Annotated in this window: 12 protein-coding genes; 7 read left to right on the top strand and 5 right to left on the bottom strand. The window is 62.4% G+C overall.

Features of this window, described 5'->3' with window-relative positions; genetic code table 11:
- Positions 1–26 precede the first annotated feature (26 nt).
- Complete coding sequence (locus IC234_RS13020) at positions 27–1,811, top strand: amino acid permease (RefSeq protein ID WP_190925271.1); 1,785 nt, start codon at positions 27–29, stop codon at positions 1,809–1,811.
- Between the two features lie 149 nt (positions 1,812–1,960).
- Here IC234_RS13020 and IC234_RS13015 read toward each other — a convergent pair whose 3' ends face one another.
- Complete coding sequence (locus tag IC234_RS13015) at positions 1,961–2,266, bottom strand: hypothetical protein (protein WP_190925269.1); 306 nt, start codon at positions 2,264–2,266, stop codon at positions 1,961–1,963.
- Between the two features lie 639 nt (positions 2,267–2,905).
- Between IC234_RS13015 and IC234_RS13010 the strand changes: the two genes are divergently transcribed.
- Entirely contained in the window at positions 2,906–4,003 is a 1,098-nt protein-coding gene (locus IC234_RS13010; RefSeq protein ID WP_190925267.1) for a sensor histidine kinase, read from the top strand.
- Here the strand turns inward: IC234_RS13010 and IC234_RS13005 are convergent.
- The gene (locus IC234_RS13005; protein WP_190925265.1) at positions 4,000–4,398 is read right to left on the bottom strand and encodes a response regulator; all 399 of its coding nucleotides are present in this window, start codon (positions 4,396–4,398) and stop codon (positions 4,000–4,002) included. The genes IC234_RS13010 and IC234_RS13005 overlap by 4 nt on opposite strands.
- Before the next feature lie 403 nt (positions 4,399–4,801).
- Here IC234_RS13005 and IC234_RS13000 point away from each other — a divergent pair, with 403 nt between their 5' ends.
- Entirely contained in the window at positions 4,802–5,347 is a 546-nt protein-coding gene (locus tag IC234_RS13000; RefSeq protein ID WP_190925263.1) for a transposase, read from the top strand.
- Positions 5,348–5,381: 34 nt separating this feature from the next.
- Here the strand turns inward: IC234_RS13000 and IC234_RS12995 are convergent, their stop codons facing one another.
- Positions 5,382–6,434: a DMT family transporter gene (locus IC234_RS12995; RefSeq protein WP_223827666.1), complete on the bottom strand. Its 1,053-nt coding sequence runs from the start codon at positions 6,432–6,434 to the stop codon at positions 5,382–5,384.
- Between the two features lie 250 nt (positions 6,435–6,684).
- On the opposite strand from IC234_RS12995, the gene hemA reads away from it, so the two are divergent.
- Positions 6,685–7,956, top strand: a complete 1,272-nt coding sequence (gene hemA, locus IC234_RS12990) for a glutamyl-tRNA reductase (protein ID WP_190925261.1) — start codon at positions 6,685–6,687, stop codon at positions 7,954–7,956.
- Between the two features lie 184 nt (positions 7,957–8,140).
- On the opposite strand, the gene IC234_RS12985 is transcribed toward hemA, so the two are convergent.
- On the bottom strand, positions 8,141–10,702 hold the full coding sequence (locus tag IC234_RS12985) for an FdhF/YdeP family oxidoreductase (protein WP_190925259.1): 2,562 nt from the start codon (positions 10,700–10,702) through the stop codon (positions 8,141–8,143).
- A 105-nt stretch (positions 10,703–10,807) separates the two neighbouring features.
- Positions 10,808–11,155: a DUF7009 family protein gene (locus IC234_RS12980; RefSeq protein WP_190925257.1), complete on the bottom strand. Its 348-nt coding sequence runs from the start codon at positions 11,153–11,155 to the stop codon at positions 10,808–10,810.
- A 155-nt stretch (positions 11,156–11,310) separates the two neighbouring features.
- Between IC234_RS12980 and IC234_RS12975 the strand changes: the two genes are divergently transcribed.
- The 3 genes from IC234_RS12975 (at position 11,311) to IC234_RS12965 (ending at position 16,050) form a co-directional block, all read left to right on the top strand.
- Positions 11,311–12,066 (top strand): hypothetical protein, encoded by a 756-nt coding sequence (locus IC234_RS12975; RefSeq protein ID WP_190925255.1) that lies wholly within the window; start codon positions 11,311–11,313, stop codon positions 12,064–12,066.
- A gap of 82 nt (positions 12,067–12,148) precedes the next feature.
- Complete coding sequence (locus IC234_RS12970; RefSeq protein WP_190925253.1) at positions 12,149–14,905, top strand: TonB-dependent receptor; 2,757 nt, start codon at positions 12,149–12,151, stop codon at positions 14,903–14,905.
- An 8-nt stretch (positions 14,906–14,913) separates the two neighbouring features.
- Positions 14,914–16,050 carry a DUF4249 domain-containing protein gene (locus IC234_RS12965; protein WP_190925251.1) on the top strand — a complete coding sequence of 379 codons (1,137 nt, stop codon included), beginning with the start codon at positions 14,914–14,916 and terminating at the stop codon, positions 16,048–16,050.
- Positions 16,051–16,100 lie beyond the last annotated feature (50 nt).

The following is a 16,100-nucleotide window of genomic DNA, read 5'->3' as shown; positions in this document are numbered from 1 at the left end:
CTTCAAACCCGCTCCTCCCACCTTTCATGAGCTCCGACAAGTCCCTTTTCCGCCGCAAGACCATTGCGGCCATCCTCCAAAACCCACCCGCCGACCACGAAGGGCCCTCCGCCGGCGGCCTGGCCCGCCACCTCACCGTGCGCGACCTCACGGCCCTTGGCATTGCGGCCATCATCGGGGCCGGCATCTTCAGCACCATCGGCAAGGCCAGCCTCGACGGCGGCCCGGCGGTGTCGCTGCTGTTTGTGTTCACGGCGGTGGCCTGCGCGTTTTCGGCGCTGTGCTATGCGCAGTTTGCGGCCACCATTCCGGTCAGCGGCTCGGCCTACACCTACGCCTACGCTTCGTTTGGCGAGCTGGCGGCCTGGATTATCGGATGGGCGCTCATCATGGAATATGCGGTGGGCAACATCGTGGTGGCCATTTCCTGGTCCGACTACTTCACCGGGCTGCTCGACGGCGTTGGCATTCACCTCCCGCTGTGGCTCACGATGGGCACGCAGACCGGCCACGCCGGCTACGAGGCCGTGATGAGCATCATGCAGGCCGGCCGGCCGCTGGCCGAAGCCACCCCGGCTCAGCTAGAAGGCTACAAAGCCTGGACTTCGGCGCCCGAGCTTTTCAACGGCTTCCACCTGGTGGTCGATTTGCCGGCCTTCGTCATCACGGTGCTCATCACGGCGCTGGTGTACGTGGGCATCAAGGAAAGCAAAAACGCCTCGAACCTGCTGGTGCTGCTCAAGCTCATTGTGGTGTTCATCGTCATTGCAGTGGGCGCGTTCTACGTGCAGCCTTCGAACTGGACGCCCTTTGCCCCCAACGGCGTGGGCGGCGTGCTCAAGGGCGTGTCGGCGGTGTTTTTCGCTTACATCGGCTTCGACGCTATTTCGACCACGGCCGAGGAATGCAAGAACCCGCAGCGCGACCTGCCCAAGGCCATGATGTATGCCCTCATCATCTGCACGGTGCTGTACGTGGTTATCACGCTGGTGCTCACGGGCATGGTGTCGTACAAAGAGTTGGGCGTGGGCGACCCGCTGTCGTTCGTGTTTGCCAAAGTGGGCCTGTCGCGCCTTTCGGGCCTGGTGGCGGTGAGCGCCGTGTTTGCCATGGCCTCAGTGCTGCTGGTGTTTCAGCTGGGCCAGCCGCGCATCTGGCTCACGATGAGCCGCGACGGGCTGCTGCCGAAGGTATTTTCCAAGATTCACCCGAAGTTTCACACGCCCTCGTTTGCCACCATCGTCACGGGCTTTTTCGTGGCCGTGCCGGCGCTTATTCTGAACATGGATTTGGTGGTCGACCTCACCAGCATCGGCACGCTGTTCGCGTTTGCGCTGGTGTGCGGCGGCATCCTCATCATCGACCCCTACGGCCGTTCCGAGGCTCGCTTCAAGGTGCCCTACATCAACGGGCAGTGGCTGGTGCCGCTCATTCTGGCCGTGGGCGCCTTTTTGGTCATCCGCTACAACGCGGCCAGCAACCACGAGTTCTGGCTGGATGCCACCGGCCAGCACGGCTGGCTGCAGCACGACGCCGTGAGCGGCAAGGTGACGGGCGGCTTTGCCCACCAGATTCCCACGCTGGTGTTCTTCCTGTTCTGCCTGGCCCTGAGCGTGCTCTCCTTCCGCAAAAAACTGTCGCTGCTGCCCACCCTGGGCCTGCTCATCAACCTGTATTTGATGACCGAACTGGGCATCAGCAACTGGACCTTGTTCTTCGTGTGGCTGCTGATTGGGCTGGCCGTGTACTTCACCTACGGCTACAAGAACTCCAAGCTGGGGCAGCCCGGCGCCCAGGTTGCCGTGGCGTAGCGCCCGGCGCGCCGGCACAGAAGCCGCACACCAAAAAGGGCCCTGGCGAGCATTCGCCAGGGCCCTTTTTGATGAATAAGGCCGGCCGTGCTGCCGATGAACGAGCCTGCCGGTTGTGGCACACGCCGGGCTCGTGGAGAAAAACGCGGCTATTTCACGGGCTTGGGTGCCGTTTCCATCGTGATGAGGCGCTGGCTGAGTTCCTGCTGCTCGACGTCGGCCCATTGGCGCGACGAGCTTTGCATGTTCACGCTGAACCGGTGTTCGTCGTAGCCGATTTTCACCAGAATGGTGTATTTGCCGTTGGGCAACTCGCTGAAATTGAGCTTGCGCCCGAAATTGGTGGCTGAGCTGTACTGCTCGAAGTAAACGGTGCCTTTGTCGTCCACCATTTGGATGAAGCCCGGCTTGGCCGCTGGGTTGCAGGCCCACACGCGGTAGCTCAAATCGGTCATTTTTACGACCCCGGCCCACCGCTGGGGGGCCTGAGCCTGGCTGGAACTGGCAACAAGGAGACTAAGCGCAGCCCCTAGGAGGGCAACAACGCACGTCCGGCCGAAACGGGTGGCGACGGGCAACAACGGATTTTTCATGAGTCAGAACGTTAAAACAGAAAAAAGGAGAGAAAAGGGCTGGCGTGTGGCGCGCCCCAGGCCACAACTCCTGGGGCGGCACGGCCGGGTCAGCTAAAAAAAGCGTGTAGTTGGTCGCATCATAGGCCTTGCCGTAGTTGCCACTCTGCGCTCCCGGGGGTGGCCCGTCTCACCCCTGGCCGCGCGTCCCCTCATAGAAGGAGCGACAAAAACATAGTAAAATGTATATATTTTGCCAGGCGAAGTATTGCACGAATGCGACATAGGCGCTGCCAATGTGCCAGGCCCGCCTGAAGCCGCTGAAGCGCTGCATGCTGCAGCCAGTGGCTGCCCAGCTGCAGGCGCCGCCACCAGCGCCTGCCGGGGGCATCCGGCTGGGGCGAAACGCTGTATATTTCGGCCTGCTTGCATTTCGGCCCGCCAGCAGGTGTGGCTGTACCAACCCGTTTTTTTAGTGGTGGGCCGCTCCCCCAACGCCGCGTTTTTCTGCTTCCCTTTCCCATGCTCACTCCCCCGGATTTGTTTCAGCACTTGCTCGAAGGCAGCCGGCAAACCTTCTTCATCTACAGCATCAGCGCGGGCAAAGTGCTCTACCTGAGCCCCTCCTATGAGAAGCTGTTTCCGGGCCTGCTCTGCGAAAACGTAGACGCCGACTTGCCGCAGCTGCTGCACTGGCTGCCCGTCGACGACCAGGCCTACGCCCGCGAGTGCTTTGTCGACCTGGCCTCGGGCGAGCTGCGCGACGACCTGCTGCTACGCCTGCAGCCCGGCCCCGACCGGCCCCTGCGCTGGCTGGCCATGCAGGCCCACCGCGCCACCGCCGCCGACGGCCAGGAGCTGCTCACGGGCTCGGTGCAGGACGTGACCGTGGAGCAGGAATACCTGCGCAACGCCGACCTGTACATGGCCAAGAAAAACACGACGCTGGAAATCCTGTCGCACGACCTGGCCGGTCCCTTCAACATGCTGCGCCAGCTGGCCGACTTTCTCGAAGAGAAAACCCAGGCCCTGAACGACCCGCAGGTGCAGAACATGATACGCGTGATGCAGGACACCTGCCGCGACAGCGTGAACCTCATTCGCGATTTCGTGGACGGGGAGTTTATGGGCTCGGCCAGCGTGGAGTTGAAGCGCACGCGCGTGGACCTGGCCGCCGAGCTGCGCCAGGTGATGGAAACCTACCAAAAAAACGAGTACCTGGTGGCCAAGTGGTTTTCGTTCGAAACCTCGCGCCCCTCGATTTACGTCGAAATCGACCACAACAAGTTCCTGCAGGTCATCAACAACTTGCTGTCCAACGCCATCAAGTTCACGGGCGAGGGCGGGCGCATTGCCGTGTCGCTGGAGCAGCGCGCCGAGCACGTGCTGGTGGCCGTGGCCGACGACGGCATCGGCATACCCGAGCAGCTCCACCCAGTGCTGTTCGACCGCTTCACCAAAGCCCGGCGGCCCGGCCTGCGCGGCGAAAAAACCACCGGCCTGGGCATGCACCTCATTCACACGATAGTGCAGCTGCACAACGGCCGCATCTGGTTCGACAGCCAAGAACACAAGGGCACCACCTTTTACATCGAGCTCCCCACCGCCCCCGGCGCTTAGCCTGTTGCGGCCTGCTCCAGCTGCGTGCGCACCAGGCGTATCTGCTCGCTGTCGATGGGTTTGCGCAGCAGGCCAGCCACCAGCGCAAACTCGTCCACGCGGGCCGTATCGGCCTGGGCCAGCGACGACGTGAGGATGTAGAACCGACAGCGCCCGCGCAGGCGGTCGGCGATGGGCTGCAGGGCCGCCAGCAGTTCCCAACCGTTCATCATGGGCATGTTCAGGTCCAGAAACACCACGCGGGGCAGCTCGTCGGGGGCGGCCTGCTGCAAAAAAGTCAAGGCCTCGTGGGCGGTGCTCAGCGTGACGATGTCGTCGGAAAATGCCTCGCGCCGAAGCAGGCGCTCGGTAAGAAAGACGCCGATGAGGTCGTCGTCGATGAGGAGGGTGTGCATGCAGGAAGGAGGGTTAGGCTCCGGGAAGAAAACGGTGAAACGCACTGCCGTGTCAGCAGCGGTTTGCACCTAGCGTGCGAAGAAGAATAAGCGGGTATTTGTAAACAGCGCCCGACATTGTAGCACGCCTGGACGGGACAAGGTTCGTGTAGTGGGCCGTTACAGTAATTTCAACCAAGCCCCTTTGTTACGGCCCATGAACCGCAATAACTCCGACACCGGCGCCCCTTCAACCGCTCGCGCCACTTCGCCCGCTACCCTACCGCCGGCCTCGCCCCATAGGCACCGCGAGTAAGCCTATGAGTACCAAAAAGCCATTGCCTTCCTGCTTCAGCTAATTTCTCGCTGCTGCCGTTCTTGAGGCGGCTTTCTTTTCCAATATTTTCTCCTGCGGCGCCCGGCCATGCCCATCAGTCTCATCACCTTTCGCCTGCACGGCACCATACCGGCCGCCACCGGCCGCGAGCTGCAAGCCGAACGGCGCCGGGCTCACGAAGCCGGCGCCGAGCACCGCCGCGCCCAAAAGCAGTTCTTCGCCGCATTCGACGCCGTGCTCGACCGCGCCCCCATCGGCCCGCGCTACTTCGACAGCGAGAAAATGGCCGAAGCGCTGGCCGGCGAAATCCTGATGCTGGAAGAAACCGGCTTCGCTGTGCTGGGCTTCGCCATTCTGCCCAACCACGTCCATTTGGTGGTGCTGCTGCCCGAAACCAGCAACTTATCCTTCGCCAAAGCCATCGACCTGCTGCACCTGCGCACCGGCACCGCCTGCCGCCGCCTGGTGCGCCCCAAGCTTCCGCCCGAAGCCGAGTTCTGGCAAGTGGGCTGGCAAGAATACGAAGTGCAGGACGAGGCCGAACTCACCCGCCTGCTGGCCTACGTGCGCGGCAACGCCCGCGCCGCCGGCCTGCCCGCGCGGTTCCAGGAATGGCCGTATGTGAATGAGTGAAAGGAATGTATTCACTTCACCCATTCACCCATTCTTACCTGGCCCGGTGGATAATGAGCACGCCGGCCAGAATGACCACCATGCCGGCAAAATGCCAGAGGTTGAAGGCTTCGCCGTCGAGGGCGCCCCACGCCAGGGCCACGATGGGAATGAGGTAGGTGCTGGACGAGGCAAACAGCGCCGTGGACTGCTGAATGAGCTTGTTGAACAGCACCATGGCCACGGCCGTGCTCATGGTAGCCAGCAGGGCAATGTAGCCAAAGGCCGCCCAGGCGCCCGGCACGGTGGATAACTTGTGCAAAAAGGCCGTGCCCAGCAGCAGATACACCAGCGCCGGCCCGCCAATAAGCAGCAACAGCACCGACGTGACGGCCACCGGCGTCATCCCGCCCAGCTTGTGCTTGATAACATTGACACTCAGACCATAGCCCATGGTGGCAATGAGGATGTAGACGCCGTACCAGGCGTTGCCCTCGCCGGTGGGCGTTTCGGCCCCGCCGCTGCCGCCCAGCAGCAGCATCACCACCGTGCCCACCAGCCCCAGCGTGATGCCCAGCACCCGCAAGCCCGTGAGCCGCTGCCCAAACAGCAAGGCGCCCACCAGCAGCGTGAACACCACCGTGAGGGCATTGAGCACGCCCGCTAGCCCCGAGGCCAGCTTGGTTTCGGCATAAGCAAAGAGAAAAGCCGGGATAAAGGTGCCTACCATACCGCTCAGGGCCAACCACTTGAAGCGGCTGCGCTCCACACTGCCCACGTGGCGCAGGGCAAACGGCAGCAGCAGCAACGAGGCCACCGCCACGCGGGTAGCGCCCAGTTCCATGGCCGAAAACACCACCAACCCCTTCTTCATCAGAATAAACGACGTGCCCCAGATGGAGGCCAGCACCAGCAGCAGCACCCACGCCACGGGCGAGGTGACGGCCGGCGCGGGCACGGCCATGGCTTCGGCCGCTTCCAGCGACGCGGTTTCGTCGGCGGCGCCCACGGCGCCGGGGTCGCTGCCGGCCGGGCCTGCGCTCGAGGCAACCCCGGCGGGGCGCGGCACGAGTGGAGAGTCAGCAGCAGAGGGGTTTTTCACTAACATGCAGCAAAGGTACGGGCCCTGCGCACGGCGGTTTTTCCGAAAAGTTGCGGTGTTGAGGCTGGGTGGCTAGCGCCGGGCACCTGATTTTCATCAGCCGCCCGCCGGCCAGGTGCCCGTGCTACGCTTGGGATGGGCCCGCCGGCTGATATTCATCAGGTTTGGGGCCGAACCCCGGACGGGCACTGGCTGTTAGTATTCGGAACCGAAATCCTGCCGTAATTTTGTAGTCCGATTTCGTGTCGTCTATTCTATGTCCCATCCGTTCAAGGCCGTTAGCCTATCCTTCAAGAAAGCGCCGCTGGCCATCCGCGAGCTGCTTTCTTTAGACGAGGCCGCTTGTCGCCGCTTTTTACACACGCTGCACAACGAGCTGGGTCTCTCCGACTTACTTGTGCTGAGCACCTGCAACCGCACCGAAGTCTACTACGCCGCGGAGGACGACCGCAGCCGCGAAATCATCCTCGCGCTGGGCCACCTCAAGGACCGCGCCGACATCGGCCAGTTTCTGCCCTACTTCGACCTGCTCACCGAGGCCGACGCGGCCGTGCAGCACCTCTTCGAAGTGGCCATGGGCCTCGACGCGCAGGTGGTGGGCGACCTGCAAATCAGCAACCAGGTGAAAATGGCCTACCAGTGGGCCGCCGATGCCGACGCCGCCGGCCCCTTCCTCCACCGCCTGCTGCACACGGTGTTCTTCACCAACAAGCGTGTGCAAACCGAAACCAGCTTCCGCGACGGCGCCGCCTCCGTGAGCTACGCCGCCCTAGAACTGGTAGAAGAGCTGACCGCCGACGTGGCCAACCCCAACGTGCTGGTGGTGGGCCTGGGCGAAATCGGGGCCGACGTGTGCCGCCACCTGGCCGCCAGCAAGGCGTTTGGCACCATCACCCTCTGCAACCGCACCCGCAGCAAGGCCGAGTCGCTGGCCGAGGAGTGCGGCATGAACATCGTAGACTTTGAAAACCTGGTGCCCGCGCTGCGGGAAGCCGACGTCATCATCTCCTCCATCAACCGCGCCGAGCCGTTCTTCACGAAAGAATTGGTGCAGCACCTCGACGTGCTGAGCTTCAAGTTCTTCGTCGACCTGAGCGTGCCCCGCAGCATCGCCGCCGACGTGGAGCAGGTGCCCGGCGTGCTGGTGTACAACATCGACGCCATCCAGAGCAAGGCCTCGGCCGCACTGGAAATGCGCCTGGCCGCCGTGCCCCAGGTGCGCGCCATCATTGCCGAAAGCATTGTCGGCCTCAGCGACTGGGCCAAGGAAATGATGGTGTCGCCCATCATTCAAAAAGTAAAAGCCAGCCTGGAGCAGCTGCGCCAGGAAGAGCTCGACCGCTTCCAGAAAAAAGCCACCCCCGCCGAAAGCAAGCTCCTCGACGAAGCCACCCGCTCGCTGATGCAAAAGGTGCTCAAGCAGCACGTGTTACAGCTCAAAGCCGCCTGCAAGCGCGACGACGCCGGCCAGCTAGTGGAGCTGCTGGGCGAGCTGTTTGACCTGGAAAAGCAACCGGCTGCGGTTTAAGCGACCTGCCTGTCATTGAGAGCGCAGCACAGCAATCCGTCCTGTTCTCAGCGACTAGCCTTTTTAATGTGATAAAGTCAATAAAAAGCCCCGGCACCCTTGCGGTACCGGGGCTTTCTGGTAAAGGAACGGGGCTGGTTTTGACAGGACGGATTGCTTCGGCTCCGCCTCGCAATGACAGGCGTTATTCCGCCATCATTTTTTCCCGCTCTTTGATTCGCACGTCGTTATTCGCCGCCGTCGGCATCACTGTCACCACCACGTATTTGGAGGTGGGCGTGTTGCTTACTTTGGCCACCGAGCCGATGGGTACCAGCGGGTTGGCCTCGGGAAAGTAGGCCGAGACGTTGCCTTTCGGGATGTCGTAGGGTACGGCCACGAACTTTTCCACGCGGCGCTCTTCGCCTTTGTAGTGGCTCGTGATGTCGATGAGGTCCTTGGCCTTGAGGCCGCGGGCCTCCATGTCGGCGGGGTTCATGAACAGCACGCGGCGCTCGTTGTGGATGCCGCGGTACCGGTCGTTGTAGTCGTAGATGGTGGTGTTGAACTGGTCGTGCGAGCGCACGGTCATCAGCACCAGCTGGTCGGGCTCCAGGGGGTACTTCTCCAAGGTGGTTTTTGAGAAGTTGGCCTTGCCGTTGTCGGTGGTGAATTTCCGCTCGCGGGGGCCGTTGGGCAGGTAGAAGCCGCCGGGCTTGCGCAGCTTCATGTTGTAGTCCTCGAAGCCGGGAATGACGCGGGCAATGTGGTCGCGGATGACGTCGTAGTTCTCCGTCATGGCCACCCAGTCGGTCTTGCTTTTGCTGCCCAGCGTGGCAATGGCCATGCCGCAGATGATGGCCACTTCGCTGAGCTGGTCGCCGGCCACGGGCACCAGCACGCCCTTGTTCTGGCTTACCACGCCCATGGAATTTTCGCAGCTGGTCATTTGGTGCCCAGCCTTTTGCAGGTCGATGTCGGCGTGGGTAAAGGTGGGCAGCAGCAGGCTGGTTTCGCCGGTCACCAGGTGGCCGCGGTTGAGCTTGGTGCCCACGTACACGGTTAGCTTCTGCTGGCGCATGGCTTCGGCAATGACTTCGGTGTCGGGGCCGGCGGCCAGCAGATTGCCGCCCAGGCTGAAGTACACCTTGGTGTGCCCCAGGCGCATGGCCTTGATGGACTCCACCACGTCGAACCCCTCTTTTTTGGGCGGCGTGAAGCCAAATTCTTTCTCCAATGAGTCGAGGAAGTGCTGTGGCATGCGCTCCCAGATGCCCATGGTGCGGTCGCCCTGCACGTTGGAATGGCCGCGCACCGGGCAGGTGCCCGCGCCAGGCTTGCCGATGGCGCCTTTCATGAGCAGCAGGTTCACGATTTCCTTCACCGTTTCGACGCCCTGGCGCTGCTGGGTGATGCCCATGGCCCAGCACACGATGATTTTCTGCTTGCGGGCAATGAGGTTGGCCGCCTCCAGCAGCTGGGCGCGGCTGATGCCGCTGACTTCCTCAATGTCCTCCCAGCTGGTGCTGAGGATGTTCTGCTTGAACTCTTCAAACCCGGTGGTAAACTCCTGCACAAACGCGTGGTCGACCACCTGACCGGGGTTTAGCTCATCGGCCTCAAACAGGTGCTTCATGATGCCGCGCAGCAGGGCCATGTCGCCATCGATGCGCACCTGCAGGTACACGTCGGTAATTGGGGTGCCGCCGCCCACCAGCGCCCCCAGCGCCTTGAGCGGGTTCATGAAATCCTGCGGGTTGCGGAAGTGGTTGAGGCCGGCCTCAATCAGCGGGTTCACGCTGATGATTTTGGCGCCGTTGTTCTTCGCGATTTGTAGGGCCGAGAGCATGCGCGGGTGGTTGGTGCCCGGGTTCTGGCCCATGATGATGAGCACCTCCGCTTCGTGAATGTCATTCAGCGTGACGGAGCCCTTGCCCAGGCCCGTGGTGGGCGTGAGGCCCGAGCCGCTGCTCTCGTGGCACATGTTGGAGCAGTCGGGCAGGTTGTTGGTGCCGAACTCGCGCACAAACAGCTGAAACAGGAAGGCTGGCTCGTTGGGCACCTTGCCCGAGGTGTAGAAAATGCCCTCGTCGGGCGAATCCATGGCGTTCAATTCCCTGGCAATGATGTCGAAGGCGTCGGGCCAGGCAATGCGCGAGTAATGGTTGTCGCCGGGGCGCTTCACCAGCGGGTGCGTGAGGCGGCCGGCGTTGTTGAGGTCGCGGTCGGTCATGCGCGAGAGCTCGGCCAGGCTGTGCTTGGCGAAGAACTCGGGCCCGGCGGCGCGGTGGTCGGAGTCGGAGGCAGCGGCTTTGGCGCCATTCTCGCAAAACTCGGCCACCGAGCGGTGCTCGTCGGGGTCGGGCCAAGCGCAGCTCGAGCAGTCGAAACCGTCCTTCTGGTTCATTTTGAGCAGCGCGTGGGTGCCGCGCGTCATGCCCGCCTCGCTCCAGCTAAACTGCATGGACTTGAGCACGGCCGTGACGCCGGCCGCAATTTTCTGGCGCTCCTCCAGGTGCAGGCCGGTGAGGGCTTCGGGGGGCTGGGCCAGCACGGGGTGCTGGTACTTGGCGTTGGCCACGTCGGGGGCAGGAATGTGGGCGTGCACGTGGGTTCGGTTGGGGTCAGATTTGTAGTGGTTAGGCGCGGGGGCGCTGCCCTGGGCGGGCCGCTCGCCGCTTTTGGGCGCGTTGTCTTGGGCGCCTTGCTCGTGGGAGCGACCGGCCTTGCTCGGGTCGTTTTGCGGGGAGTTGGGAGTATCGGGCATCTTGAAAGATTGAGTTTTTAAGTGTTGAATGTTGCATGCAAAAGGGCCGAATCTTCAGAGGCTGCCGGAGCACTCAACATTCAACACCCAACCCTCAACATTTCCTTAGTGCTTGCAGTCTAAATCCTTCTCCACCAGGATGCGCAAATGCTGATTGTCAGCCAACGGCAGCTCGTGCGAAAAGCCGTTCTGGTCGGTTTCAACCCAAGCTTTGGCCAGGATGAAGGGCACGAGCACGGTCAGGGCGCCGGGCTCGTAATGGATTTGCACGGGCTCCTCGTTGGGCATGGTCTGGGGGCGTTCGGAGCCGCGCTCCAGGGCGTAGGTCAGGCGCTGCTCGGGGCCGAGGCCGAAATGCACGGCGCCCTCCACGCGGCCCTGCTCGGCAAATTCGCGCACCTCGCCATCGGAGAGGCGCAGGCGGAGGGTGTCGTCTTCGATGCGCAGTTTCATGAGAATGGGGCGGGAAATGGAGGATGCTATGTCTAACGTAAGACGGAAGTAGCCGTTGCGCCCGGCCATATGCGACAAGTCTAGTACATTGGTAGGCCATATCCCGTTGTGCGGTCATCTTTCCCAGTCGGAACACGGGTGGCTTTTTGCTTCGAATGAAAAACGTCTTTCTCTGCTACCTCCTTATTCTTCTGCTGTTTCCCAAAGCGCATGCCCAGGCCCAAAGCGTTGCACTACCAGACTCGGGGCGAGCAAGGGTCTCACTGCCTGACGCCTTCTATCGGCATTACGCGGCCGACGTGGGGTTTGAAACGCGCCTCTACAATGGCCCGGAATACGCCCACTACGTGAGCGGCAACATCAGCGGGCACCAGTTCTTCGGCTCCGCCGACTCGCAAACGGGCTCGGTCTACTATCGCGGCGTACTGTACCCTGGGGTGGAACTGCGTTACGATTTGATGCGCGACCAAGTGGTCATCAAAGCCCCGTCCAACGATTATTACCTACAACTGGTATCCGAAAACCTGGCCCGATTCACCATCGACACGCATTCGTTTGTTCGAGTGGTGGTGGCCACCGGCGAAGAGGCCCCACTTAAGACCGGTTTTTACGAGGTGTTAGTCGACGGCCGGGCGCGCCTGCTGGCGGCGCGGCGCAAATCAGTTCAGCAGCGCTCCACGGCCACTGGTCTGCAAGGCGAAATGGAGGAAAAGGCAACCTATTTCGTTCACAAAAATGGTCATTACCACAAAGTTGGCAGCGCAAATTCAGTACTAGGGGTGTTTCCGGAACAAAAGGCTGCCCTGCGCAAATACCTGAAAGCACAGCAGCTGAACTTTGGCGAAAACGGGCGTGAACGGGCCCTGACGGAACTGGTACGGTACGCGGGCGCCCTGGCGCCCCTCCCCTGATGCGGCGCTTCCATCGCTCCTTTTCTTTGCTCGGGTGCTTACTTCACCGTCACCAGGGCTTTTTTCTACCTGCTTCGCTTGCATGAAAACTCTTTACCGGCTTGTTATTTTGATTGTGTGTTGCACGGGCAGCCGGCTGGGCTGGGCTCAGCAAGCCGAGCCGCTCATCAGCGGAAGCTTCCAGGACCTGAGCGTGGAGCAGCTGGCTAAGCAGCTGGAAGCCCGCAGCGGCTACCGCATTTATTTCGATTCGGCCGCGGTGCGGGGCGTGACAGTGCGGGCAGAAGCCCGGGAGCAAACGGTGGCATCGGTGCTGCGGCAGGCGCTGCAGCCCACTGCGTTGCGGTTTTCGATGGACGCCGACCGCCACGTGTTTATCACCAAGGGAACGGGCCTGCCCCTGGTGCTGCCCGCTGGTTTTTTCGAAACGTTGGCATCAGCACCGGGGGCCGACAGCGCGGCCGTGGCGGGCCAGCCGGTGCCGGTGGCCGCCAGCCCGTCGCAGCTCTATGAAATTGGGCGGTTGAGCGCCGCCCCGGCTAGCGGCCGGGCCACGCTGACCGGGCACGTGCGCTCGGCCAAAACCGGCGGGCCGGTGGCCGGCGCCACGGTGTATGTGGACGGCCCCGGCGGGGGCGTGGCCACCGACGCGCAAGGGTATTATGCCCTGACGCTGCCCGTGGGGCCGCACGTGCTCAACATTCGGGGCATTGGCATCAAGAACACGCGGCGGCGCGTGCTGCTGCTGGCCAACGGCCAGCTCGACGTGCAGATGGAAGAAAACGTGGTGGTGCTGAAGGAAGTGGTGGTGGAAGCCGAGAAAACCAAGAACGTGACCGGCATGCAAATCGGGGTCGAGAAGCTCGACATCAAGACCATGCGGCAGGTGCCCACGGCCTTTGGCGAAACCGACGTGATGCGGGTGGTACTGCTGCTGCCGGGCGTGAAATCGGTGGGCGAGGGCAGCAACGGCATCAGCGTGCGCGGCGGCGGCACCGACCAGAACCTGATTCTGTTCAACGACGCCACCATTTACAACCCTTCGCACCTGTTCGGCTTCTTTTCGGGCTTCAACCCCGCCATTCTCAAGTCGGTGGAGCTGTACAAAACCGGCATTCCGGCCAAGTACGGCGGGCGCCTGTCGTCGGTGCTCGACATCACCACCCGCGAAGGCAACAAGCAGAAAATTGCCGGGGCCGGCGGCATTGGCCTGCTCACCAGCCACTTGGCCCTGGAAGGACCCATTGTGAAAGACAAAACCTCGTTTCTGGTGAGTGGGCGCACGTCTTATTCCGACTGGCTACTGGGCAAGCTACCCAGCCGCACCCTGCGCGAAAGCTCGGCCTCATTCTACGACGTGAACGCGCAGGTCAACCACACGTTTGACGCGAACAATACGCTGTCGGTAAACGGCTATGTCAGCCGCGACCGGTTCAGGTTTGGCGGCGACACCACGTATGCCTACCAGAACCGGAACGGGAGCGTGAAGTGGCGCCGCACCTTCGGCAGCCGGCTGTTTGGGGTGCTCACCGGCACGTACAGCCGCTACGACTACCAGATAGAAAGCGCGCGCAACCCGGTCAACGCCTCGGTGCTGCGCTTCGACATCGAACAGCTGGGCGGCCAAGTCGATTTCAGCTATTTCCACAGCTCGGCGCATACGGTCGACTTTGGGGGCAGCACCCTGCGCTACAACATGTTGCCGGGCAGCCTGCAGCCCCGCGGCGACAAATCGCTGGTAGTGGAGCAAACCCTGGCGCGCGAGCAGGCCCAGGAAAGCGCCCTGTACCTTTCGGACCGGTGGGACGTGACGGCGCGCTTTTCGGTGTACCTGGGGCTGCGCTACTCTTTTTACCAGGCGCTGGGCCCGCGCGACGTGTACCGCTACGAAGAAGGCCGCCCGCGTAGCCCCACCACCGTGCTCGACACGGTGCGCTACGGCGGCGGCCGCACCGTGGCCACCTACCACGGCCCCGAGTACCGGGCCTCGCTGAAGTACGCGCTCAACGACAACTCTTCGGTGAAGGCCGCTTACAACCGCACCCGCCAGTACATTCACCAGCTCACCAACACGGCCTCGGTGTCGCCCACCGACACTTGGAAGCTGAGCGATGCCTACGTGCGCCCGCAGGTGGGCGACCAAGTGTCGGTGGGCTACTACCGGAACTTCAAGGCCAACACCATTGAAACGTCGGTGGAAACCTACTACAAGGTGATGCAGGACTTTCTGGACTACCGGGGCGGCGCCAAGCTGCTGCTCAACCCCCACCTCGAAACCGACGTGGTGAGTGCCCGGGGCAAAGCGTACGGGGTCGAATTCTCGGTTCGCAAGACCGCGGGCAAGGTGAACGGCTGGCTGAACTACACCTACGCCCGCACACTGGCGCAGGTGAATCCCGATAACCCGGCCGAACGCATCAACGGCGGCGCCTACTACCCCAGCAACTACGACAAGCCCCACGAAGTGAACCTGGCCGGCAACTACCGCTTCAGCAAGCGCTTCAGCACGTCGGTGAACTTCAACTACAGCACGGGCCGGCCCATCACGCTGCCGCTGTCGAAGTACTACATCGACGGCACGGGCCGCGTGTATTATTCCGACCGCAACGCCTACCGCGTGCCCGACTATTACCGCGTGGACTTTTCGATGAACATCGAGGGCAACCACCGCATCAAGAAGCTGGCCCACAGCTCCTGGACGGTGGCCGTGTACAACCTGACCGGCCGCAGCAACCCGTACTCGGTGTATTTCAAATCGGTGGGCGGGCAAATCAAGGGCTACCAGCTGTCCATTTTCGCGCAGCCCATTCCCACCGTCACCTACAACTTCAAATTTTAACCCGCCCGATGTTGCGCGCCATAAAATATTGTGTACTGGGGCTGCTGTTGAGCCTTGCGGCCTGCGTGGAACCCTACGCGCCGCCGGTGATAAGCTCGCCCGCCCGCTACTTGGTGGTCGACGGCTTCATCAACCTGAACGGCGTCACGGTTATCCGGCTGTCGAGGAGTCAGAGCTTGGCGGCCACCACCGTGTCGCCCTTCGAGCTGAAGGCCATGGTGAGCATCAAAGATGACGCCGGCGCCCTCTACCCCCTCGCCGAACGACTGCCGGGCACATACTCGTCGCAGCCCCTGACCCTGAGTCCCAACCGCCGCTACCAGTTGCAGGTGAGCACGCTGACGGGCCGGCGCTATGCTTCCGACTTGGTGGTGGCCAAGGTGGCCCCGCCCATCGACAGTGTGACTTGGAGCGTGGATGGCCAAGGGGTGCGCCTCTATGTGAACACGCATGACCCCGCCAACGCCACCCGCTACTACCGCTGGAAAGCGCAGGAAACCTGGCAGTACAATTCGGCTTTCCGGTCCGACTACGAGTACGTCAACGGGGCCATGCGGCCGCGCATCGAGAACATTTTCACGTGCTGGAGCACGGCCAATTCCACGTCCATCATGCTGGGTAATACCCAGAAACTGAGCGATGACGTGGTGGCCGACGCGCCGCTGCACTTGCTGCCCCGAAACTCCTACAAGCTGCGCGTGAAGTACAGCCTGCTGGTGCAGCAGCTGGCCCAAACGGCCGAAGAATACGCTTACTGGGAAATGCTGCAGAAGAACACCGAGAGCCTCGGCACCCTCTTCGACCCGCTGCCCACGCAACTCACCGGCAACGTGCACTGCCTGGACGATGCCGGCGAGCTCGTGCTGGGCTACGTCGGCGCGACGTCCGTCACGCAAAAGCGCATGTTCATCGACCGGTCTCAGCTGCCCTTGGGCACGAAGTACGCCACGGGATACGAAGACTGCATTTACCAGGACACCATTCCGTTGCGCCTGGTAAACGACGTTTTCCGCAACCCGGTCAACGTGCCGACCTATGCCCTTCTTGATGGCAACTTCAACCCGGTCTTCTACCTTTCATCGTCGCCCGACTGCGTGGATTGCCGCCGGCGCGGCACCAACGTGAAGCCGAGCTTCTGGCCCTAGCCACTGCCCCAAGCCGCCTCACGCTGCCCCCTTTTGCGTCCTTTTTCTTA

It is taken from the genome of Hymenobacter armeniacus (genome assembly GCF_014699055.1).
GTDB classification, from domain to species: domain Bacteria; phylum Bacteroidota; class Bacteroidia; order Cytophagales; family Hymenobacteraceae; genus Hymenobacter; species Hymenobacter armeniacus.
Note: the sequence above shows the minus strand (reverse complement) of the source record. Positions and strands in the feature narration are given on the sequence as shown.

Coding starts and splice junctions, on each gene's coding strand:
- IC234_RS13020 (WP_190925271.1), top strand. CDS start 27: ATGAGCTCCGACAAGTCCCTTTTCCGCCGCAAGACCATTGCGGCCATC.
- IC234_RS13015 (WP_190925269.1), bottom strand. CDS start 2,266: ATGACCGATTTGAGCTACCGCGTGTGGGCCTGCAACCCAGCGGCCAAG.
- IC234_RS13010 (WP_190925267.1), top strand. CDS start 2,906: ATGCTCACTCCCCCGGATTTGTTTCAGCACTTGCTCGAAGGCAGCCGG.
- IC234_RS13005 (WP_190925265.1), bottom strand. CDS start 4,398: ATGCACACCCTCCTCATCGACGACGACCTCATCGGCGTCTTTCTTACC.
- IC234_RS13000 (WP_190925263.1), top strand. CDS start 4,802: ATGCCCATCAGTCTCATCACCTTTCGCCTGCACGGCACCATACCGGCC.
- IC234_RS12995 (WP_223827666.1), bottom strand. CDS start 6,434: ATGTTAGTGAAAAACCCCTCTGCTGCTGACTCTCCACTCGTGCCGCGC.
- hemA (WP_190925261.1), top strand. CDS start 6,685: ATGTCCCATCCGTTCAAGGCCGTTAGCCTATCCTTCAAGAAAGCGCCG.
- IC234_RS12985 (WP_190925259.1), bottom strand. CDS start 10,702: ATGCCCGATACTCCCAACTCCCCGCAAAACGACCCGAGCAAGGCCGGT.
- IC234_RS12980 (WP_190925257.1), bottom strand. CDS start 11,155: ATGAAACTGCGCATCGAAGACGACACCCTCCGCCTGCGCCTCTCCGAT.
- IC234_RS12975 (WP_190925255.1), top strand. CDS start 11,311: ATGAAAAACGTCTTTCTCTGCTACCTCCTTATTCTTCTGCTGTTTCCC.
- IC234_RS12970 (WP_190925253.1), top strand. CDS start 12,149: ATGAAAACTCTTTACCGGCTTGTTATTTTGATTGTGTGTTGCACGGGC.
- IC234_RS12965 (WP_190925251.1), top strand. CDS start 14,914: ATGTTGCGCGCCATAAAATATTGTGTACTGGGGCTGCTGTTGAGCCTT.